Genomic DNA, 19,661 nt, shown 5'->3' on the forward strand with positions numbered 1-19,661 from the left:
GGAGGATGACCGTGGCGGGCACGCGCTTGCCCTGGAAGCCGAGATTCTCGGAGTGAATGTGGCGACGGACGGTGGCGCGCAACTCGCCGCCCTGGCGCCGGAGGACATGCCACGGATCGCGCCGGAGCCAGAAGAGCAAATGCAGCCGCCGGAGCCGGAACTGCAGCCAGAGCCGACGGGAACTGACGCTAGGGAACTCTCGGCCGTCGGCATCAAGCTCGGCATGCCTCTCGAAGAGGCAGCTGCGGCCCTCACGGATGTGGCCGAGACGATCTACCACGCCAAAGTGACACCCGCTGATCCCAAGCTTGTCCAAGATCGCTATGCCTTCTTCGTACTTGATAACGCCGAGACTTTCGCGCTGCACACCGCCGATGCTCCGGGCGAGCCGGTCATCGGTGTCGCGAGGCGCATTCCGGTCGGCGACGACGTGCCCGCCGACACGATCCGGGCAGCGTTCGTCGACAAGTATGGCGCTCCCACTCTTACCGAGGGGAGTGGCGAGAGGGCTTCATGGAGGTGGGAGCCTGTATCTAACCGCAGCGCTGCCGATGTGTCCTGCGTCGCGCATTTTTCGAACGCGATGGGATCCGGTCAACTCCCAATCGTTTCCGAGAAGGTCAAGGACGTCGATGCCATTTCACGCGTCTTCGATGGGGCATCGATGTGGGCGCAGAGCGACGACAACTCGTTTTTTTCCTACTACATGAAGGATCGTGCGCCCCGCATAGGGCTTGATATGGAAGATCGGTTGGGCGACTGCGCCGCCTTCCTGCACATCGATTTCGTCCCGTCCCAGACGCATGCCAACTACATCCGCGTCTATCTTGTCGATGCCGCCGCCTTCGAAGTCGAGCTCGAAGCGGCAGGAGAAGAGGGAGGCGCGGGGGCGTTCGATTCGAAACTATAGCGCGCCCCTTGGCCGCAGAAACTGAGTGCAACACCCAACGGCTAAAGGAGGCGCTGGGCCTGGTCGACATCCGCGCCATCGCTCACATCGTGGTCGGTGGCGAGGGATGCACGTCCTTTGCGGAGTTGGGGTATCTGTATTCTGACGGCCTGTTCGCCACCACGGCGCTTCCCTCAAGGAGGCGCTGTGGTGGCACCCAGGGCAGGTGCTTCTTTTTTGTTGTCCCGCATTCAACGACTTCGCCCGTGTTCGGATTATCGTAGACCTTGAGCTTCCGCTTACGACGACTATCACCTGACTTGGGTTTGCTGGATCCCGGCTGCCCAGGACCCCGATCTACGGCAGGCGATCGCTCGGCAAATGCCTAAGTGATCTTCACTCCAGGTAAAGCACACCAGCCAGGTAGCCCCCGTTACGTGCGATTTCTCGCTTCAGGGTATAGGTCTCGGGAGGAATCAGCCCGAGCCAACGATGGATCCGATCAATGGTGTCGAAGAGGTCCCCGCTCTTCACTTCTCGAACCACCATATGTCGAGCCGAAATCCACTCCACGAACATGTCGTCATCGAGGTTGGCAGAAAAAAGACGTTCCTCCTCCATATGACATGCGGATCCTACGGCACGCTGCAAGCTCAGGGTGAGCACAAGGTGGTAGTTGAGGTTCTCCGTCATGGCTACCTGCAGGTCCAGATGGTTGAACCGGTCAGGCAGAATGCCCGTAAGCCACCTCAACTCATAGTCAACTGAGGTCAACCAGGCGGTCACGTCAGGCAGGCCTGCCAAGGGCAGGACGGCCGCAGAGCACATTGAAGGCGCGATCCACGCACGCTCTCGCCAGATGATATCGCCTGTGACCACCGTCTCTATCGGGTGCGCTTGATCTGGCTTATCAATCTCTGGCCATGGGGTTATGAAGGGCTGATAGAGCTCCTCAGAGACATTGGATAACTCGCCGATTTGCTGGCGATTACAGGCAAGTTCCGCGAGCAGGATCAGCGTCAGGCTATGCTTCATCAGCGGCGATGTATGCCATTCCCAGTGAGGCATGAGGCCATGGCGCTGTAGTATCTCAGTGATCTTCAGTCCGCTTTCCGAAAGGACGGGGGACGAGAGAGACAGCGGAAAACTCCTACTCCGCCGGTCTCTGCTGCTAGCCTCAGCGTCTGATAATGTCATCTTGCTGTTGTGGTACCAGCTGACTAATTCAGCGTCCTGCAGCAGGGACCCGAGAGGCTCGCTTACCCTTGCTCCCCCAGCGCTCTGCTCGGGGCTGACTAGACTGGCAAGGATAAGCTGCAGCTCAGGATGTCGAACAGCAGCCACGACTCGCTGCCACTGACGCCATCGAGCGACGCTGTCTGACTCGGCTTGCAAGTCCTCGAGCGTCTCCCACACCTCACATTCCAGGAAAAGTCCCGCCTCAGCGAGTGGTGAACCAAACATCTCTCGAAGCTTATCGGCAGCCTTAATCGACAGTTGCCATTCCCCCCTCTTTCCTTCTGAGATCCGTGGGCCAGGAACATCGATCATAGCGGCCACCGTCTTGGTGGAACTCCGCGCTGTCGCGTGCCGGAGAAGGTTCCTCGTATCGATTTTGCTCAGTTTTCCGTTGGTGTTGTCCATCTGCTTTTACCCTCGATGTTGAGAATTGGTTCATGGCGCAATGCCAGGCCTCAACACCAGTATCCACAAATAGAATTACGAATAAATCGTAATTTACGCGTAATCATTACAATAATTATATCTTTAAATAAAGAATTCATTAAAATGCGTCAGGATGGCATCCTGATTCCTGAGTTCCCGGAGATTGAGTCGGTGGCGAAAGAACCAGATATCCCTATCAGAGCTCGCTCAACTGAGGATTCATCGGGTCCGGGGCGAGGAATGGCGGTGCCCCATGAGCCGGAGGTCACGTTGTAACGCGGCTTCCGAGAAGGATCGGGTCTGAGCGGACCCAGGCGACGGGCAACCGGGGGTGGAGTGAAGAGCGGAACGGCTGCACATGGGTCAGCGTTTCGTTTGCTCACCCGCCGCCAGGATCAGTCGGTTGATGATCTTGCTGCGGTTTTCATGTGTTGAGATGGCCAGGGCATCTAGAGCCTTGGCTGTGGCCGGCGATAGGTAGACGATGAGCGGGGTGAGTCAGTCGATGCTGGAAATGGCACCGTCCCCTTATCTCCCCGGCTGATTCGCGACCGAGTGCTGGCGTCCCTCGCTGATACGCCGGTGGTCTGTTTGCTGGGGCCACGCCAGAACACCAAGTACCTCAGCATCCTGGAGCGCCTCTTTCTGGTTCGCCAGCTACCCGCATGGCACTGCAACCAGGCCAAGCGGCTGTTCAAGAGTCCCAAGCCACACCTGGTCGATACGGGGCTAGCCGCTGCACTGGAACGTTTAACGCCAGACCAGTGATTGACCGAGGCCGAGCGCTTTGGTGCCTTACTGGAAAGTCATGTGGTCGAGCAACTGATGGCCCAGGCTTTCTAGGTCGACCCGGAGCTGCGATTCTCCCACTACCGGGACAAGAACCAGGTCGAGGTCGATTTCGTCATCGAGCGTGGCCAGAAGCTCTGGGGAGTCGAGGTCAAGCGTGCTGTCTCTGTGCAGGGCAAAGACGCTGCGGGACTCGCTCGACTCGCCGATCAGGCCGGCAAGCAGTTATGCTCGAACAGCAGGGTGAAGTCGCTGCCGGGCCGCGCCCAAGGCATCTCGATGCGCTTGATGCCATGCTCGGGGCACTGGGTGCGAGTACTCTACTCGGAGACCCACTACGAGGATTGAGAGGCGACTAGAGCGTGATGACCTGATCCGGCATGTTACCCGCCAGTGCTGCGTAGAGGTCAGGAAAACAGCCGATGGGCACCCCCGGCATGAGGCGGTCGGCGATCTCGCGCTCGTAGCAGCACTGATCGCAGCCCATGAGCAGCATGCCACTCTGCTCGGCCACGGCGCGCAACCGCTCACCGATGGGATTGCCGTCCACCAGCACATAGTTGTTATCCTCGAAGAAAAACATACCCACCACCTCGACGCCGTGGCGACCTTCCTCGAGCTGGGGCAGGATCATCTTGGCGAGCACATAGGAGATGTTGTGGCGCTGGGTAGCAAAAAGATAGGCGACTTTCATGAGGTGCTCTCCTGAATCGATATCTGAATGGCGGCGCGCAGGGCCGCCACGGCGATGAAGGCACGATCGCGGCGGCCGGGCGGCACGCCGGCCAGCAGCGAGATCAGGCCCTGGGCCTCAAGGCCTGGTGCCGCCGTCAACGGCCGGCCGCTCTCGTACTCGGCCAGCGCCTCGCAGTAGGCGACCAGCGTCGCGCAGGGGGTGGCTTCGAAGCGGGCTTCGGCGATGGTCGCCTCGTGAACGGCGAGGCTGAAGCGAGCACGCAACCCCTGTGGCGTCTCGACCCAGTCGCCGACAATCGGTAGCGGCGGTGCGCGGCGCGTGCGCAGGCCGCGCTCCAGGCAATCAGGCAGTCGCAGCGGTCGACTGGCAACCACTACCGGTATTTCCAGCGCAGCAAGTGACGCTCCAGGGCACCGGCGAGCCCGAACAGCAGCATGACGAACACCAGCACCAGCACGATCAACGCGAAGGTCAGCTCGGCATTATAGGTGCTCTGGGCAAACGCCAGCAGGTAGCCCAGACCACGACTCGAGGCGACGAACTCGCCCACCACGGCACCGGTGAAGGCGAATCCCACTGCCACCTTGAGGCTGCCCATCACCCAGGCCACCACCGAGGGCACATAGACCTCACGCAGCAACACCAGCGGCCCGCCGCCGAGTGTCTTCACGCGTTCCACCAGGCGAGTATCCACGTCGCGGATGCCGTTGTAGACGGCGAAGAAGGTCAGCACCACCACCAGGATGAAGGAGAGCGCCACCTTCGAGGCGATGCCAATGCCCAGCCAAATGATGAACAGCGGCGCGAGGATGACCCGCGGAATGGCGTTGAGCATGGCCATCACCGGCTCGAGCAACTCCGCCACCGGCCGGATCAAGGCGGCGATGAAGCCCAGTAGCGCCCCGCCGATCAGGCCCAGGAAAAGACCCAGCAGGGCGGCGCCGAAGGTCGCCTGGAGGTGCTTGTAGATCTCGCCATCGATGAACAGCTGGGCGATGGAGCCGCCGATGGCCGAGGGCGGCGGTGCATAGAAGGGATCGACCCAGCCCAGGGCGCTGATGCCTTCCCAGGCGAGCAGGACCAGCGTCAACGCCGCGGCACGACGCAATTGCAACCAGAGATTCGCCTGATTCATTGATTCACCACCTCGAGTTCGGGTCGTTGGCGTATCGTGGGAGTACGCACCTCCTCGGACAGTGCATCCCACAGCTGACGCGCGGTGGTCGCGAATTCGGGCTGCTCCTTGACACGCAGGAGATCCCGCGGGCGTGCCAGGTCGATCTCCCAGCGTCCCTTGACGTGAGCCCGCGGTCCGTTGCCGAGCAGCACCACCCGGTCGGAGACGGCGACGGCCTCCTCCAGGTCGTGGGTCACCATGAGCACGGTGAGGTCCTCGCCCTCCACCCAGCTGAGCAGGTCCTCGGTAAGATAGTGGCGCACGATGGCGTCCAGGGAGGCGAAGGGTTCATCCATCAGCAGCAGTTTGGGTCGCAATGCCAGGACCTGGGCGATCGCCACCCGCTTGCGCTGCCCTCCCGAGAGTTCCCGGGGATAACGATCCCCGAACTGGCCGAGGCCCACCGACTCGAGCCAGTGCATGGCTTCTTGGCGCGCTTCGCCCTTGCTTCGGCCACGAATGCGCAGGCCCAGGGCCACGTTGTCTCTGGCGGTGCGCCACGGCAACAGGGCGTCGTCCTGGAACAGGAAGCCGATTTCGGCCTTCTCCACGTCCAAGCGGATATTGCCGGCGGTCGGCTTCTGCAGCCCCATGACCGCGCGCAGCAAGGTGCTCTTGCCGCAACCCGAGGGACCGATGAGGCTGACGAACTCACCCGCGGCGACGCCGAGGTCGACATTCTCGACCACCGGCTCGGCGCCGTAACTCATCTGCAGGGCACGAATATCCAGCATCATGACTCCAGAACATCGGGATGCGCGATTTCCTCCAGCTTGACGCTACCCCCGCGTCCACCCGCGGCCTTCTGAACATCGATCACACGCTGCATGACCTCCAGGTTCAGTTCGACCTCGCGCGGATAGAGCGATGACCGGTAACGCTCCAGGCTAGCGGCGACGATCTCGCGATCCCCGCCGGTGATGATCTCGCGCGGCAAGGCGTCCACCAAGGCTTCGGGCTCGGCCTCCTGGACGTACTGCAGGCCCTTGGCGAGGGCACGGCCCAGGGCACGGATCTCCTCGCGGCGTTCCTCCAGCTCCTCGGTGCGCACGGCCACGCCCATGAACTCGTAGGCGCCCCCCAGGTACTCGTTGGCATCCTCGATATCCATGCCGTTGACCAGCACCCGCGCACCGCGCTCCTGAAGCAGCGACAGCGCCGGCTCCTGCACCATGCCGGCATCCAACTGGCCCAGGCGCAGGGCGTCATAGAGGTTGGTGCCCACGGTGGCGAATTCGACGCTGTCCAGGTCCACGCCGGCGCGGTCGAGGAGGTAGCGCAGGAAGGCGTGGTCAGCATTGCCGAGTGCCGACACGCCGAGGGTGCGGCCCTCGAGATCACTGACCTCGGTTATCGTCTCGGCACGCTCGACGCTGGTGGCCAGGGCAAACAGCGGGAGGCGCCCAGTGGTCGCGACACGCGCAATGTCGGCGCCACTGGCGAAGGCATTCAGGGCCGCATCGAAGGACGTCGCGGCATACTCCACGGCCCCACCGTTCAGGGCCTGGAGGGCGGCGCTGCCGCCGCGAGTGTAGACCAGCTCTACATCCAATCCCTCCTCGGCGAAGAAGCCCGCCGCACGCGTGGCCTCGTAGGGAACCACGCAGAGTAGCTGGCTGCAGAAGGCGAGACGAATCTTCTTGAGATCCTGGCCGAAGGCGGGCAACACGCCACCCAGAGCGGCAAGCCCCGCGGCGCCGGCCGCGCCCTTGAGCAGTGTGCGACGGCTGAAGTCGCGACTGATGTGGAGCACGTCCACTTCGCCGTGACCCAAGGGTCGCAGATCATTGCAGCAATCGGACATGATGACACTCCTGCCACGTTTTTAGACCAATCAGTCTAGACGGAAACGAGCCCTATCCACAAAGAATAAACAACGTTAGAAATATAGCCATAGGTGCTACAACCCTTGACCTTCGGGAGGCGATGCCCCGGTTGGAGGCGGATTTCCCTGCCGCTCCAGTGGACAGCCTTGTTAACCCCCATCTAACCTCATGAGGCACAAGTCGAGACCGCTGGCCTTGACGGGTCAGGTGCTGACCCTTCGAACACGAGCTTGACGTCGACTGCCCCCTTGCCGAGGCAGCCAGCTTCGCCGTGGCAAGGGGAAGGCATTCTCAGTCATACAAGGAGCGTAGCATGGCGAATGCCCCCGACGATTCGACACCTCTTCCCCAGCAGGATCGCATCAACCCGGTTGTCTTCTCTGGCTCTGCCATGGCGATCGTGGCCTTTGCCCTGTGGACGATGATCTTCACCGATCCTGCCAGTGCCGCCACCAATGCCGTGCTGAGGTGGATCTCGAATACTTTCGGCCGGTTCTATTTCGTCGCCGTGGTGGCCTACCTGATTTTCGTCATCGCCATCGGTCTGTCGCGCTTCGGCAAGCTACGACTGGGCCTGGTGGATCGCCTGGGGCTCCTTCGTGGGGCTGTTCCTGGCCCGCATCTCGCAGGGCCGCACTATCCGTCAATTGGTCGTCGGCACGCTGCTCCTGCCGCTGGCCTTCATGATGGCGTGGATGTCAATCACGCGGGACCCGACAACTAATAAACGACGAGCGTAGAACCACTGGTATAAAACAGTTCGCTTTTTTCACTCCACCCCCAGCGCCTTAACCACCGCATCCACCGGTTCGGCGTAGAAGCTGGTCTGGAACTTGGTAAACAGCTCGGCGGGGATGGTAGAGATATCCGCGGCGCTGGCCATGGGCAGGGTGACGCGCTTGCCACCGGCGTCGAAGGCCACCTGCAGGCACTCGGCGAGGCTCTCCACGCGCTTGAGGCTGCCGCCCAGGCTCATGTCGCCCAGCACCACCATCTGGCCCTGGGTGGGCCTGCCCAGCAGAGCAGATGAGAAGGCCACCGGGCTGGCCAGAGCAAGATCACGCAGCACACCGGTGTTCTGCAGTTCCACCACATGCAGGTGGAAGTCGTGGTCGAGCACCTTGCCGGAGGCGCTGATGCGGCTGGCGTTGGCCTTGAAGTAGTCGAAGGCGATCTTGACCTGCTCCTTGGCGGCGGTGGAGCTCCACAGCCCCGAGGTGGCGAGCTTGCCGATGCCGGCGGTGACCTGGAGCTCGATGCGGTAGACCCCCGGCATGCCCTTGTCGCTGAGGCCGATGGTATGCACCACCCCCGGCTTGCCGGGGCCTTCGGGAATCAGGCCACCGCCACCCTGTTCCTTCACCGAGACGAAGTGCTCCTCCAGCGTCTCCTTGTCGATGTAGCTGAAGTGGACGTCGTAGAACTCCATTCCGCCGATCTTCTTGAGCTGCTCCTTGACCCGGCGGCGCACCTGCAGGGCGTACGCCAGGCACTGGCGCACGTCCTCCTTGGCCAGCCCTTGTGAAGAGCCGCCGTGCGGGTAGAGCAGCTTGAGCAGACCGGAGACGGTCTTGCGCACGGCGATCACGTCACGCTGGTTGAGGTTGTCGCCCAGGCGGAAGTATTGATCGATGGCATCGGCGAAGCTGCGCTTGCGCATCTCGCGGAAGAACTCGGCCAGGTAGTCGACGATGAAGCCATAGCGCTGGGTGAAGAACGACGGCCGCATCTTGGGGATCTCCCAGCCCGGGATGTAGGCGTGGAAGCGGTCGAAGAAGGCGGCGTCGATCATGGCCTCGGGGAACGGCGTCAGCAGGTGGCTGGTCTTCACCATCGATTCGACGCTCTGGTTGATGTTGCCGATGAACACCATGGAGGCGGAGGCTTCCATCTGCTCCCGCCCACGCGCGAATGAGCCGGAGGCCATGTAGTCCTTCATGATCTGCACGCCGTCCTTGTCCTTGAACGAGATGCCGGCCACCTCGTCGAAGGCCACCAGATCCCACATGCCGACCAGGCCGATGCGTCGCGAACTCATGTTGTAGAACAGGTTGGCCACCGTAGTCTGGCCCCCGGAGACCAGGATGCTGTTGGGCGAGCACTCCTTGTAGATATGGCTCTTGCCGGTGCCGCGGGGGCCCAGCTCGCAGACGTTGTAGTTGTTCTCGACGAAGGGAATCATCCGGGCCAGCAGGTGCCACTGCACCTCGGCATCGAGCTCGGCGGGCTCCATGCCGATGGAGCGGATCAGCACCTCGCGCCACTGATCGGTGGTAAAACCGCGGCGCCCCTCGAACAGCGCCTCCATGTTCATGTGGGGCATCTGGATCGGCTTGAGCTGGCTGACCCCGAACGGCGAGCCGCGTTGGCCCTCCTCGTGGTAGTAACTCAGGGTGGCGATCACCCAGATCCCGCCCCACCAGCAGCTTCTCGTGCTCCTTGACGATGCCGGCGGAGATCTCGGCGTCGCGGATCCCCAGGTTGCTGAACGCCGCCTCGTAGCAGTCCTGCTTCTCGTTGAGGCGCACCGTCACCCGGTCGATCACCTTGAAGCTACCGCGCTCGCGGACCAGCGACTTGACCTTCTCGGCCTCGTCGGGGCGCACGTAGTTGTCGGAAAGGATCGTCTTGACGTTCTGCAGGCCCTCGTCGATTACCTCCTGGTCGTCGGTGGCGCAGTACATGCCGAGCAGGTACTCCAGCACGTACACCGGCACGTTGGCGCCTTCCTTGACCCGCTGGGTCAGGTCCTTACGCACCACTCGGCCGGCGAAATGGGTATTGAGCAGGGTGTCGAGGTCGGCATCTAGGCAGGTATCCGATTTAGGTGTATCGCTATCCTTGATGGATGTCACACATATGCTCCAGAAATCAGTATTGCTAATGCAACTTGTGAAGAAAGCTCAATAATTTAATATATTAGCCTCATGGCCATCAGAAAAAAACTAGCTGTGCTTTTAAAATTATTTTTCCATGCTTTTAATTGCATTATCCCAAGAACCCGATGTTCCTGCTGCACTTGAAGTGCTATCGCCAGGAGCAGATATTTCGCAAAAGTCTATATCAAATGCTAGGTATTTTTTATCGTGCTTTACGCCAGATTCTTCCCTTCTTATTCTTGCGTTTTTTTGGTTGTTATAGAAACCTAAAAAGGAAAAGTTATCTACCCAGTCGCCGCGTACATCTGATGCCTTTCTAAGCATCCCTATAGCTTCCTCCCAATCATCGTAGAACAAAGAAACAGCAACAAAATGAGCTGCATCTTTTTCATCAGAGATTCTTTTGAAAATCGCTTCAATGTTTTCAAGCATTTCTTGATCATAAGTGCCTATGCAAAAGTTATTCGATTTTCCTTGCCGTAGCCTGACAGGATCTCACGGACTTGGTATTGCAGTGCCTGAAAGCTTTCATAGGCGGTCACCGGAAGCCACTCGTACTTGACCTTGCGCCACAGAATTTCGATCAGGTTCAGTTCCGGCGAGTAGGGGGACAAATAGACCACATGGACCCGCTGGTTGAGCCACTCCAGGCGTTTGCGCTGGAAGAGTGCCGAGCGATGGACGCTGGCATTGTCGACCACCACGATGGCAAAGGTATCGGGGGATTTGTGCTCCATAAACTGATCAAAGGCGTCGACCACGACAGAGGTGGTGACCGTCTCCGTCGTCGCGTGATACACCAGCTTCCCTTGGCGGCTCGGAAAACCCAGAACATTCAGGCGCTGGCTGCGTGAATAGGCGGACATCGCCAGTGGTTGCCCCACCGGACTCCACGCGTACGGCACGGCCGATGACTGGGAAAATCCTGATTCATCAAAGTAGTACAGCTCGGTTCCGCCGGTCTCCTCCCACTGCTGGAGCGCTGACAGCAAGCCTTGGGTGTTCCGAAAATCGGTCTCGTCACGCCGGTGCTTCAGTGACCGTCGGGCACGCTTGAAACTATACCCCATTTTTTTTAGCCATCGTTTGATGGTCGCGAGACTGGCTTTCTTGCCCGTTGCTTGCTGGAAATGCGCCTGAACCGTTCGGATCTGATGGGGATACGCATCGACCAAGGCTTTCAGCTGTTCATGGTCCGCTTCATCGTAGATCGGTGGCCGTCCGGTGCGCGGCTTGTCGTTGAGCCCCTCAATGCCATGCGCTTCCCAGGCAGACAGCCAGTTGGCGACGGTTTCACGGGTTGCGCCCAGGATGTCGCTGATCTGGTCGATGGTATGCCCCTTGTGACTGAGCACGATGGCATGGGCACGGCGGCGAAAGGCCGGCTTCTCACCTTGCTGATAAGCCTCCATCAACACCTGGAGGTCGGTGTCGGACAAGGTCGCCACGAAACGGAACTTCATGCTCATCATCCTGATGCTGGCTGTCATGATGAGCACTATATCGAAAAACTTATGCGTCAGTACTTAAAAGGCAACAGGTTGTCGTGTTGGGCCAAGTACCCGCCGTCATACCATGATTTCCTGCAACGAAGTGGAAGAAATTATTCGCTCATCATTCCTGGGCACAAGTTTTAGAATTAGGGTTATTTGCTGAGGAGTCACCAATGGCATTAACCCGATCACACCATTCGCTCCGTCGTCTGATTGCCCAGCACCCGGCCAGGCGGGATGATATCGGCGATCTAGTCACCCGGCGGCCGCTGCCGGGGCCACAACTCGAGCAGCTCGACCCCTTTCTGTTTCTCAACCATCACGGCCCGCAGCTCTATCCGGCCAATAACCGTGGATTGCCGTTCGGCCCACACCCCCATCGCGGCTTTGAAACGGTGACCTTTATTTTGCAGGGGTCGCTGGCCCATGCGGACAGTGCCAGCCATCAAAGCGTGATCCATGCCGGCGGCGTGCATTGGATGACGGCGGGCAGCGGCATCGTGCATGCGGAAGTTTCACCGACCGAGTTTCTACGCGACGGGGGCCCGCTGGAGATTCTGCAGCTGTGGGTCAATCTGCCGGCACGCTTGAAGATGAGCGAGCCACGCTACGTGGGGCTGCAACAGGAATCGATTCCAGCCATTGCGCTGCCGGGCGGTGGCGAACTGAACCTGATCGCTGGCGAGTGGCAAGAGTGCGTTGGCCCTGTCGACACGCTGACGGCCGTGTTCATGTCGACGCTGCGGTTGCCTGCCGGTGCGCGTGAGCAGTTGCCCGTTGCGCCGGGGCGGCAGGTGTTCCTCTACGTGGTGGAGGGAGACGTCACGGTGGGCGGCGAGCCAGCCAAGCCTCACCATCTGATCGAGGTGGACCAGGACGGCGATAGCGTCGTCATCGAAGCGCGTAGCGACGCGCGCCTACTGTTTGGCCACGGGGATGTGATTGATGAGCCTGTGGTTTCCCACGGCCCCTTCGTGATGAATACCCGCGACGAGATTATTCAGGCGGTCGAGGATTATCAGAACGGCAAATTTGGCGGGCTGGACGCCTAAGGTTTGTACCAAAGTCGCTACACCGGCTCGCCGCGATAGTAGTGCCATAAGAACAGCGAACCCACGCTGCGCCAGGGTGCCCAGTGTTCCACCATGTTACGCGCTTGCTTGGGCGTGGGCTTGGTCTCCATCCCTTTCAACCGGCCGAGGGCTACGCGCAGGGCGAGATCATCGGCAGGGAAGATGTCCGGGCGTTTCAGCGAGAACATCAGGTAGATCTCGGCGCTCCAGCGGCCAAAGCCGCGTAGCTGGGTAATGGCGGCAATGGCTTCGTCATCGCTTAAGCGCGCCAAGCCATCGGCACTGAAAGTGCCGGCGAGTTCGGCTTCTGCCAGCCCCTTGGCGTACTCGATCTTGCGCCAGGAGAGGCCCGCATCGCGCAGCGCTTGGCCTTCTACCTCCATTATCGCCTTGGCGTGCAGTTCCGGCAGCAGCGTATTCACCCGGCCCATGATGGCGCGGGCCGCTTCAGTGGATATCTGCTGGCTGACGATGGTGGAAAAGAAAGTCCCAAACCCTTTGTCGCGTTCGCGAGGCGAGGGTACACCCACCAAGGGAAGGGCACGGGCAATATCGGGGTCGGCCTCGGCCAGTGCCTGCATGCCAAGTTCGATATTCGATGCGTTCATGATCAAGTCCCGTTCGTGAGTCGCGGGAAAGGGCGTTGTTCGTAGACTAGCTCTCCCACCACACTTGTGACGAACGTATTTATACTTTCGTCTAACCCTGCGATCATGCCGCCTTCATTGCCTCAGGCCGTCTTTATAGGAGGGCTCGTCATGCAGAACACCCGCACGCCTCAGGCGCACCACCCGCGCCTGGCCGAGCTCGCCCTGGCGCTGGGCGGTTTCGGCATCGGCACTAGCGAGTTCGTGATCATGGGGCTGATGGAGCGCGTGGCCGCGGACCTGGCGGTGGGCACCGCCGACGTGGGCTATGCCATCTCCGCCTACGCCCTGGGTGTAGTGGTGGGCGCGCCACTGATCTCGGCGCTGGCCGCCCGGGTGCCGCGCCGCGCCCTGCTGATCACGCTGATGCTGGTGTTCGCCATGGGCAACGTCGCCAGCGCCCTGGCCACCAGTTTCTGGTCCTTCGTCGGGCTGCGCTTCCTCGCCGGACTGCCGCACGGTGCCTACTTCGGCGTGGCGGCGCTGGTCGCCGCGGCAACGGTGCCCGTCGACCAGCGTGCCCGCGCCATCGGCCGAGTGATGCTGGGCCTGAGCACGGCCATCGTGATAGGGGCGCCCCTCGCCACCTGGGCCGGCCAGTGGCTGGGTTGGCAGTTCGCCTTCCACGCCGTGGGCGTCGTGGCGTTGGCCGCCATGGCCATGATCTGGCTCTTCGTGCCGCCTCAGCCCCAAGATCTCTCGGCCAGCCCGCGACGCGAATTGGCCGCCCTAGTCAGTCGGCGGGTGCTGTTCACTCTGGGAGTGGCCAGCATCGGTTTCGGCGGCATGTTCGCAGTATTCAGTTACGTGGTACCCACCCTGCGCCTCCAGACCGGCATGCCGGAGGCGCTGGGGCCTTGGGTGCTGGCGATCTTCGGCATCGGTGGCATCGTGGGCAACCTGGTCGGCGCCCGTCTCGCCGACCGCAACCTGATGCGTGCGATACCCGCCATCCTGCTGTGGAGCCTGGCGGCGCAGGTGGGCTTCTTCTTCGCCGCCAATCACCTCGCCACGGGGCTACTGTTCGTCGGCCTGGTGGGTACTGGCATCGCCCTGGGCCCGGCGCTGCAGACCCGGCTGATGGACGTGGCCGGCGAGGCACAGACCATGGCGGCCTCGATGAACCACGCCGCCTTCAACGGCGCCAACGCCCTCGGCGCCTGGCTGGGGGGTGTCACCATCAAGGCCGGCGCTCCCTGGTCTTCGACCGGGTTGGTAGGCGCGGGGCTGGCCCTGGCCGGCCTGGCGGTGTTCAGCCTGGGACTCTACCTGGAGCGTCGATGCCCTACCACAGCCGCCGCACCAGCCGGCTAGCTCGTGCAGGACCGGGGTGGGTATGCGATACTTCGCCCCTTTCATCGTCACACACGCATCGTCACACACGCATCGACACACACGCATCGACACACACGCATCGCCGCTCACTCTGGGCGCCATCTCAGGGACGCACGCTCATGCCGCAAGGTACGCTCTTCATCGTTTCCGCTCCTTCCGGCGCCGGCAAGACCAGCCTGGTGCGTGAGCTCGTCGAGAGCCTCGATGGTATTCAGGTCTCGGTCTCGCATACCACCCGTGAGCGGCGGCAAGGGGAAGTCAACGGTGTCAACTACCACTTCGTGGCGGCGGCCGATTTCGAGGCGATGATCGAGCGCGGCGAATTCTTCGAGCATGCCCGCGTGTTCGATAACTACTACGGCACTTCGCGGCTCAGCGTGCAGGCCATGCTCGCCGCCGGCCAGGACGTCATCCTCGAGATCGACTGGCAGGGCGCCCGCCAAGTCAGGTGCCAGTTGCTCGATGCGGTCTCCATCTTCATTCTGCCGCCTTCACGGGACGAGCTTGAGCGACGCCTGTCGAATCGCGGCACCGATGAGCACGCCGTGATCGCCCGGCGCATGCGTGAGGCGGTGGACGAGATGTCGCACCACGACGAATACGAGTATCTAGTGATCAACGACGACTTCACCACCGCCCTGCGCGAGCTGCAATCGCTGGTCATCGGGCGTCGTCTGACCCTTGAGCGGATGCGCGAGCGCCACGGCCCGCTATTAGCGTCACTCTTGTCACAGACGCCCGGCGTCGAGTAATCTAAACGATCTATCCACAGACGACGCCTCGGACCGAATCGGCCTCCGGGGTTTTCCCGTCAGCATTCAGGAAGGCATCCATGGCGCGAGTCACAGTCGAAGATTGTCTGGAACACGTCGAAAATCGCTTCAAGTTAGTGATGATCTCCACCCAACGTGCCCGTCAGCTGGCGCGCGGCTCTCGCGACGCCCTCTTGCCCTGGGAGAACGACAAGGCCACGGTCATGGCGCTACGTGAGATCGCCGGTGGTCTGATCGACGAGCACGTCCTCGACGAACCCGTCGAGGCGCCGGTGCGTGTACGCCGCGAACCCGAACCGGGATTCGCTGCCGAGGAGTGATCCACGAGGGCTTTCTTGTCGCCTCACCTCGCGGGGCATTCACGCAGGACTCAGGGCGCGCTGCATGTTTACCATCGATGACCTGGCCGACCGACTCGGCGGCTATCTCCCCCAGGACGAGATCCGGCAGGTCAAGCGTGCCTTCTACTATGCCGAGCAAGCCCACGATGGCCAGCGCCGACGCTCCGGCGAACCCTATGTGACCCATCCGTTGGCGGTGGCCAACATCCTCGCCAACATGCACATGGACCATCAGAGCCTGATGGCCGCCATGCTGCATGATGTTATCGAAGATACGGGGATCGGCAAGGAGGCGCTTGCCGATCAGTTCGGTAAGCCGGTGGCAGAACTGGTCGACGGCGTGTCCAAGCTGACGCAGATCGCCTTCGAGGACAAGGCCGTCGCCCAGGCCGAGAATTTCCAGAAGATGGTGCTGGCGATGTCCCGCGATATCCGGGTCATCATCGTAAAACTCGCCGACCGGCTGCACAACATGCGCACCCTCGGGGCACTGCGCCCCGACAAGAAGCGCCGTATCGCGCGTGAAACGTTGGAGATCTACGCCCGCATCGCCAGTCGCCTGGGCATCAACACCATCCGCGTCGAGCTCGAGGATCTCTCTTTCCAGGCTTTGTATCCGATGCGCGCCGAGCGTATCAAGCGAGCCGTCTCGAGTGCCCGGGGTCACCGCCGCTCGGCGATTCGCCAAGTGCAATCCAACTTGCAGAACAGTCTCGACGACGAGGGGCTGTACGGCACCGTCATCGGTCGGCAGAAGCATCTATTGTCCATCTACAAGAAGATGCGTGACCAGCGAAAGTCATTCGCCGAGATCATGGACGTGTTCGGCTTTCGCATCATCACCGAGGACGTCGACAGCTGCTACCGAATCCTCGGCGTGGTACATAACCTCTACAAGCCGGTTCCTGGGCGCTTCAAGGACTACATCGCCATCCCCAAGGCCAACGGCTACCAGAGCCTGCACACCACCCTGTTCGGTCGCGGCGGCATGCCTATCGAAGTGCAGATCCGCACTCGCGAGATGGAGGCCATGGCCAACAACGGCATCGCTGCCCACTGGCTCTACAAGGCGGGACAGACCCAACACCCCATCGCCCAGGGTAGTCACGCTCGGGCGCGCGCCTGGGTCAAGGGATTGCTCGAGATGCAGCGCCACGCCGGAGATTCGCTGGAATTCATCGAACACGTCAAGAATGACCTTTTTCCCGACGATATCTACGTGTTCACGCCCAAGGGCGACATCATGGAGCTGCCCCAGGGCGCCACGGTGATCGACTTCGCCTACAGCGTGCATACCGATATCGGCAACAGCTGCATCGCCTGTCGCATCGACCGCCATCTGGCCCCCCTCTCCTCACGGCTGGAAAGCGGCCAGACACTCGAGATCATTACCGCGCCCGGTGGCCGCCCCAACCTGGGCTGGCTCAATTTCGTGATAACGGCCAAGGCCCGCTCGGCGATCCGCCACGCGCTTAAGCACCAGCAGCATACCGAGGCCGTGCAACTGGGGCGTCGCCTGCTCAACAAGGCCCTGGCGGAGTTCGAAACCAGCCTGGAGGAGCTGCCCAAGGGGCCGATCGAGACGCTGCTCGACGAGCTTTCATTGAAGCATCTCGACGCCCTGCTGGAGATGATCGGCATGGGGACGCGGGTGACTCACATGATGGCGCGCCGGCTGATCGACCTACACCGCGGCGAACCGCCCCAGCGCGCGGTATCCAGCCAAGCCTCGCAACGCCCCATCGCCATCAGCGGCGCCGAGGGCATGGTCATCAAGTTTGCCCGTTGCTGCCATCCGTTGCCAGGCGACCCGGTGATCGGCCACCTTTCGGCAGGCAAGGGCATCGTGGTACACCGTACCGAGTGTCGCAATCTCGGTGAGCTGCGTAACGATCCGGACAAGCTCTTTGCCCTGGAGTGGTCGAAGGGCATCGAAGAAGAAGACTTCCCAGTGGCCCTGCGCCTGGAAGTGGAAAACCGCCGTGGCTTGGTGGCCGAGCTTGCCGCCCTGGTGACTAGCGCCGGCGCCAACATCGAACGCATCGACATCGAGGAGCGCGACGCGCGCCTTGCCACGGTCCACCTGACCCTGGCGGTACATGATCGCGTTCACCTGGCCAGGATCATCAAGCGCCTGCGCAACCTGGCCAATGTCGGGAAGATCAATCGCCTCGGTACCTGAGAATCGACGCACACTACCGTCCAGCAACACACCCTATAACGATTACCCCTACGCGGAGAACGCTGATGAGCAACAAGGCCGTCATCAATACCGATAAGGCACCCGCCGCCATCGGACCCTATTCCCAGGCCATCAAGGCCGGAAACACCGTCTACCTGTCCGGCCAGATCCCCTTGGACCCGACCACCATGACGCTCGTCGAGGGCGATATCGAAGCCCAGGCCCGCCAGGTCTTCCGCAACCTGCAGGCCGTATGCGAGGAAGCCGCCGGTACCCTCCAGGACGTGGTCAAGCTCAACCTCTACCTGGTGGATCTCGACAACTTCGCCATCGTCAACCAAGTGATGGAAGAGTTCTTCGCCACGCCCTACCCGGCGCGGGCGGCAGTGGGCGTAAAAGCACTGCCCAAGGGAAGCCAAGTAGAGGCCGAGGCGGTCATGGTCATCGGCGACTAGACCGCATGCGGCTGTTTCTAGCCCTAACGCCGCCACCCGAGCTGCGCACGCGGTTCGGCGAACTGGCGGACCTGGCCCAGGCGCGCTGTGGCGGGCGACGCATACCCGACGCTAACCTACACCTGACGCTGGCCTTTCTCGGCGAAGTGAGCCCCACGCGCCTCGATTCGTTGGCGCATAGAGTGCGCCAACTGAAGGTACAAGCCGACAGCTGGACACTGGATGAGTGGGGATGTTTTCGCTCGCCGCGTATTGTCTGGATCGGCGGGGCTCGCCCCGACCCGGCGCTGCAGCGTCTCCACAGCACGCTATGGCAAGAACTTGCCGCCCTCGGGTTCGAGGGCGGGCCGTCACGCTATATACCTCATCTCACCCTGCTGCGGCGCGCCGAGCGCCTGGATACCCCCAAGCTGCCAGCCTTTCGCATCGACTGGCCATATTGCCAGGTCGAGCTGGTCCACTCGGTCACTGGCCCCGGGGGCAGCCGCTATACGACGCTGGCCCGCTCACGGGCAGTTAAGGGATGAAGCGTCAGACCTGTGCGGGCAGAAAACCACCCTCACGCAGCACCTGGGCATAGCCCTCGCGGTAGCTGGGGTACTGGAAGACATAACCGCTATCGAGCAGGCGGGAATTATCGCATCGCTTGCTCGCGCGGCGACGCAGCGGCGATTGGATGGTCGCCGTCGACTCGACCTTGAGTTGTCCGGCAAGCCAGGTCATCACCTCGTGCAGGGGCGCCGGTTCGCAGTCGCTCGCCAGGTAGAGTGGCTCAACGGGGTGCTTGGCCAGGGTCAGGTCGATCAGGTGGGCCAACACACCGGCGCAGTCATCGCGGTGAATACGGTTGGAGTACATGACCGGGCTGCCCGCCGCGATACGCCCTTCGCTGACCTGGCGAATCAGGCGGTCACGACCGGGGCCATAGATGCCCGAGAACCGCACCACCGTTCCCGGCAATTCGTGCTCCTCCAGCGCCTTTTCGGCCTCGCGCATCAGCGCGCCGGAAAACCCCGAGGGCACGATGTCACTGGTTTCGTCAACTGTCTCGCCCTCCTGCTGGGCATAGACACTGGTGGAGGAAACGAACAACACGCGTTTGGGGCGCTTCTTGCGGCCGACGTATTCTGCCAGTACCGTCTTGAGGCCTTCCGGATACGCGGCACGATAGGCGTCTTCATCGAAGCGGTCGGCACTGACCACATAGACCAGCACATCAGCATTCGGCAGGCTCGCCAGATCGCCCGCCTCGCCAAGATTCGCGGCGATTGCCTCGATGCCGCTGCCCTTGAGGGCGGCGGCATTGCGCCGCACGCCAATGACGCGCTGTCCCACTTTCTGCAGGCGCCTTCCCAGCGCTGTGCCGATGTCGCCACAGCCCAGAATCAGAGTTGTCGTCTTCACCTTTCACTCGCCCCCTGATAAAAAGTCCCTATTGGC

21 protein-coding genes and 4 pseudogenes are annotated in these 19,661 nt (G+C 61.6%); 12 read left to right on the forward strand and 13 right to left on the reverse strand.

What is annotated here, in order from left to right; translation table 11 throughout:
• Positions 1-910: hypothetical protein (locus KG088_RS19520; RefSeq protein WP_250148109.1), on the forward strand; the 910-nt coding region annotated here is incomplete at its 5' end.
• Positions 911-918: 8 nt separating this feature from the next.
• Complete coding sequence (locus KG088_RS20165; RefSeq protein WP_455026569.1) at positions 919-1,173, forward strand: JAB domain-containing protein; 255 nt, start codon at positions 919-921, stop codon at positions 1,171-1,173.
• A gap of 112 nt (positions 1,174-1,285) precedes the next feature.
• On the opposite strand, the gene KG088_RS06585 is transcribed toward KG088_RS20165, so the two are convergent.
• Together KG088_RS06585 and KG088_RS20015 are read right to left on the reverse strand one after the other, a co-directional pair.
• Positions 1,286-2,533, reverse strand: coding sequence for a hypothetical protein (locus KG088_RS06585; protein ID WP_213824717.1), 1,248 nt, complete (start codon positions 2,531-2,533; stop codon positions 1,286-1,288).
• 384 nt (positions 2,534-2,917) lie between these two features.
• Positions 2,918-3,040, reverse strand: coding sequence for a ribbon-helix-helix protein, CopG family (locus tag KG088_RS20015; protein WP_213824902.1), 123 nt, complete (start codon positions 3,038-3,040; stop codon positions 2,918-2,920).
• 96 nt (positions 3,041-3,136) lie between these two features.
• On the opposite strand from KG088_RS20015, the pseudogene KG088_RS20020 reads away from it, so the two are divergent.
• Positions 3,137-3,490 (forward strand): annotated as a pseudogene (locus KG088_RS20020) (DUF4143 domain-containing protein); the annotation flags it as partial.
• Positions 3,491-3,698: 208 nt separating this feature from the next.
• On the opposite strand, the gene KG088_RS06605 reads toward KG088_RS20020, so the two are convergent.
• From KG088_RS06605 to KG088_RS06625, 5 genes are read right to left on the reverse strand one after another with little or no spacing between them, the layout of a single operon-like run.
• Positions 3,699-4,037: a SaoD/DsrE family protein gene (locus KG088_RS06605; protein ID WP_213824719.1), complete on the reverse strand. Its 339-nt coding sequence runs from the start codon at positions 4,035-4,037 to the stop codon at positions 3,699-3,701.
• Positions 4,034-4,414 carry an iron-sulfur cluster assembly scaffold protein gene (locus KG088_RS06610; RefSeq protein ID WP_213824720.1) on the reverse strand — a complete coding sequence of 127 codons (381 nt, stop codon included), beginning with the start codon at positions 4,412-4,414 and terminating at the stop codon, positions 4,034-4,036. The genes KG088_RS06605 and KG088_RS06610 overlap by 4 nt, the downstream gene beginning before the upstream one ends.
• Positions 4,414-5,175 carry an ABC transporter permease gene (locus KG088_RS06615; RefSeq protein WP_213824721.1) on the reverse strand — a complete coding sequence of 254 codons (762 nt, stop codon included), beginning with the start codon at positions 5,173-5,175 and terminating at the stop codon, positions 4,414-4,416. The genes KG088_RS06610 and KG088_RS06615 overlap by 1 nt, the downstream gene beginning before the upstream one ends.
• On the reverse strand, positions 5,172-5,951 hold the full coding sequence (locus KG088_RS06620) for an ABC transporter ATP-binding protein (protein ID WP_213824722.1): 780 nt from the start codon (positions 5,949-5,951) through the stop codon (positions 5,172-5,174). Before KG088_RS06620 ends, KG088_RS06615 begins: the two co-directional genes overlap by 4 nt.
• Positions 5,951-7,021 carry an ABC transporter substrate-binding protein gene (locus KG088_RS06625; protein ID WP_213824723.1) on the reverse strand — a complete coding sequence of 357 codons (1,071 nt, stop codon included), beginning with the start codon at positions 7,019-7,021 and terminating at the stop codon, positions 5,951-5,953. Before KG088_RS06625 ends, KG088_RS06620 begins: the two co-directional genes overlap by 1 nt.
• 443 nt (positions 7,022-7,464) lie before the next feature.
• Here KG088_RS06625 and KG088_RS19530 point away from each other — a divergent pair.
• Positions 7,465-7,549 (forward strand): annotated as a pseudogene (locus KG088_RS19530) (hypothetical protein); the annotation flags it as partial.
• Positions 7,550-7,612: 63 nt separating this feature from the next.
• Positions 7,613-7,747: pseudogene (locus KG088_RS19930) on the forward strand (BCCT family transporter); the annotation flags it as partial.
• A gap of 65 nt (positions 7,748-7,812) precedes the next feature.
• On the opposite strand, the gene brxL reads toward KG088_RS19930, so the two are convergent.
• The 4 genes and pseudogenes from brxL to KG088_RS06650 all read right to left on the reverse strand — a co-directional run bounded on the left by brxL (position 7,813) and on the right by KG088_RS06650 (position 11,385).
• Positions 7,813-9,447 carry a protease Lon-related BREX system protein BrxL gene (gene brxL, locus KG088_RS06640; protein ID WP_319941396.1) on the reverse strand — a complete coding sequence of 545 codons (1,635 nt, stop codon included), beginning with the start codon at positions 9,445-9,447 and terminating at the stop codon, positions 7,813-7,815.
• A 70-nt stretch (positions 9,448-9,517) separates the two neighbouring features.
• A pseudogene (locus tag KG088_RS20170) lies at positions 9,518-9,898 on the reverse strand (anti-phage BREX system Lon protease BrxL); the annotation flags it as partial.
• A gap of 108 nt (positions 9,899-10,006) precedes the next feature.
• On the reverse strand, positions 10,007-10,354 hold the full coding sequence (locus tag KG088_RS06645) for a hypothetical protein (protein ID WP_213824724.1): 348 nt from the start codon (positions 10,352-10,354) through the stop codon (positions 10,007-10,009).
• Positions 10,355-10,371: 17 nt separating this feature from the next.
• Complete coding sequence (locus KG088_RS06650; RefSeq protein WP_406565596.1) at positions 10,372-11,385, reverse strand: IS630 family transposase; 1,014 nt, start codon at positions 11,383-11,385, stop codon at positions 10,372-10,374.
• A gap of 203 nt (positions 11,386-11,588) precedes the next feature.
• Between KG088_RS06650 and KG088_RS06655 the strand changes: the two genes are divergently transcribed.
• Positions 11,589-12,467 carry a pirin family protein gene (locus tag KG088_RS06655; protein ID WP_213824726.1) on the forward strand — a complete coding sequence of 293 codons (879 nt, stop codon included), beginning with the start codon at positions 11,589-11,591 and terminating at the stop codon, positions 12,465-12,467.
• A 17-nt stretch (positions 12,468-12,484) separates the two neighbouring features.
• Here the strand turns inward: KG088_RS06655 and KG088_RS06660 are convergent, their stop codons facing one another.
• On the reverse strand, positions 12,485-13,096 hold the full coding sequence (locus KG088_RS06660; RefSeq protein ID WP_213824727.1) for a DNA-3-methyladenine glycosylase family protein: 612 nt from the start codon (positions 13,094-13,096) through the stop codon (positions 12,485-12,487).
• Between the two features lie 150 nt (positions 13,097-13,246).
• Between KG088_RS06660 and KG088_RS06665 the strand changes: the two genes are divergently transcribed.
• The 6 genes from KG088_RS06665 (at position 13,247) to thpR (ending at position 18,748) form a co-directional block, all read left to right on the forward strand.
• Positions 13,247-14,449, forward strand: coding sequence for an MFS transporter (locus tag KG088_RS06665; protein WP_213824728.1), 1,203 nt, complete (start codon positions 13,247-13,249; stop codon positions 14,447-14,449).
• Between the two features lie 140 nt (positions 14,450-14,589).
• Entirely contained in the window at positions 14,590-15,222 is a 633-nt protein-coding gene (gmk, locus tag KG088_RS06670; protein WP_213824729.1) for a guanylate kinase, read from the forward strand.
• 80 nt (positions 15,223-15,302) lie between these two features.
• Positions 15,303-15,563 (forward strand): DNA-directed RNA polymerase subunit omega, encoded by a 261-nt coding sequence (rpoZ, locus tag KG088_RS06675; protein WP_089793634.1) that lies wholly within the window; start codon positions 15,303-15,305, stop codon positions 15,561-15,563.
• A 64-nt stretch (positions 15,564-15,627) separates the two neighbouring features.
• The gene (locus tag KG088_RS06680) at positions 15,628-17,766 is read left to right on the forward strand and encodes a RelA/SpoT family protein (protein ID WP_213824730.1); all 2,139 of its coding nucleotides are present in this window, start codon (positions 15,628-15,630) and stop codon (positions 17,764-17,766) included.
• 65 nt (positions 17,767-17,831) lie between these two features.
• A complete protein-coding gene (locus KG088_RS06685; RefSeq protein WP_213824731.1) occupies positions 17,832-18,221 on the forward strand; it encodes a RidA family protein in 390 nt (129 codons plus the stop codon).
• A gap of 5 nt (positions 18,222-18,226) precedes the next feature.
• Positions 18,227-18,748 (forward strand): RNA 2',3'-cyclic phosphodiesterase, encoded by a 522-nt coding sequence (thpR, locus tag KG088_RS06690; protein WP_213824732.1) that lies wholly within the window; start codon positions 18,227-18,229, stop codon positions 18,746-18,748.
• A gap of 4 nt (positions 18,749-18,752) precedes the next feature.
• Here thpR and KG088_RS06695 read toward each other — a convergent pair whose 3' ends face one another.
• The gene (locus KG088_RS06695) at positions 18,753-19,625 is read right to left on the reverse strand and encodes an NAD(P)H-binding protein (protein ID WP_213824733.1); all 873 of its coding nucleotides are present in this window, start codon (positions 19,623-19,625) and stop codon (positions 18,753-18,755) included.
• Between the last annotated feature and the right edge of the window lie 36 nt (positions 19,626-19,661).

The sequence above is a fragment of the Halomonas jincaotanensis genome (genome assembly GCF_018448785.1).
Lineage (GTDB): Bacteria > Pseudomonadota > Gammaproteobacteria > Pseudomonadales > Halomonadaceae > Halomonas > Halomonas jincaotanensis.

What these genes read in the sequence shown, in the direction of transcription:
- KG088_RS06585 (WP_213824717.1), bottom strand. Translation starts at nt 2,533, where the DNA reads ATGGACAACACCAACGGAAAACTGAGCAAAATCGATACGAGGAACCTT.
- KG088_RS06605 (WP_213824719.1), bottom strand. Translation starts at nt 4,037, where the DNA reads ATGAAAGTCGCCTATCTTTTTGCTACCCAGCGCCACAACATCTCCTAT.
- KG088_RS06615 (WP_213824721.1), bottom strand. Translation starts at nt 5,175, where the DNA reads ATGAATCAGGCGAATCTCTGGTTGCAATTGCGTCGTGCCGCGGCGTTG.
- KG088_RS06620 (WP_213824722.1), bottom strand. Translation starts at nt 5,951, where the DNA reads ATGCTGGATATTCGTGCCCTGCAGATGAGTTACGGCGCCGAGCCGGTG.
- KG088_RS06625 (WP_213824723.1), bottom strand. Translation starts at nt 7,021, where the DNA reads ATGTCCGATTGCTGCAATGATCTGCGACCCTTGGGTCACGGCGAAGTG.
- KG088_RS06645 (WP_213824724.1), bottom strand. Translation starts at nt 10,354, where the DNA reads ATGCTTGAAAACATTGAAGCGATTTTCAAAAGAATCTCTGATGAAAAA.
- KG088_RS06650 (WP_406565596.1), bottom strand. Translation starts at nt 11,385, where the DNA reads ATGAAGTTCCGTTTCGTGGCGACCTTGTCCGACACCGACCTCCAGGTG.
- KG088_RS06655 (WP_213824726.1), top strand. Translation starts at nt 11,589, where the DNA reads ATGGCATTAACCCGATCACACCATTCGCTCCGTCGTCTGATTGCCCAG.
- KG088_RS06660 (WP_213824727.1), bottom strand. Translation starts at nt 13,096, where the DNA reads ATGAACGCATCGAATATCGAACTTGGCATGCAGGCACTGGCCGAGGCC.
- KG088_RS06665 (WP_213824728.1), top strand. Translation starts at nt 13,247, where the DNA reads ATGCAGAACACCCGCACGCCTCAGGCGCACCACCCGCGCCTGGCCGAG.
- gmk (WP_213824729.1), top strand. Translation starts at nt 14,590, where the DNA reads ATGCCGCAAGGTACGCTCTTCATCGTTTCCGCTCCTTCCGGCGCCGGC.
- rpoZ (WP_089793634.1), top strand. Translation starts at nt 15,303, where the DNA reads ATGGCGCGAGTCACAGTCGAAGATTGTCTGGAACACGTCGAAAATCGC.
- KG088_RS06680 (WP_213824730.1), top strand. Translation starts at nt 15,628, where the DNA reads ATGTTTACCATCGATGACCTGGCCGACCGACTCGGCGGCTATCTCCCC.
- KG088_RS06685 (WP_213824731.1), top strand. Translation starts at nt 17,832, where the DNA reads ATGAGCAACAAGGCCGTCATCAATACCGATAAGGCACCCGCCGCCATC.
- thpR (WP_213824732.1), top strand. Translation starts at nt 18,227, where the DNA reads ATGCGGCTGTTTCTAGCCCTAACGCCGCCACCCGAGCTGCGCACGCGG.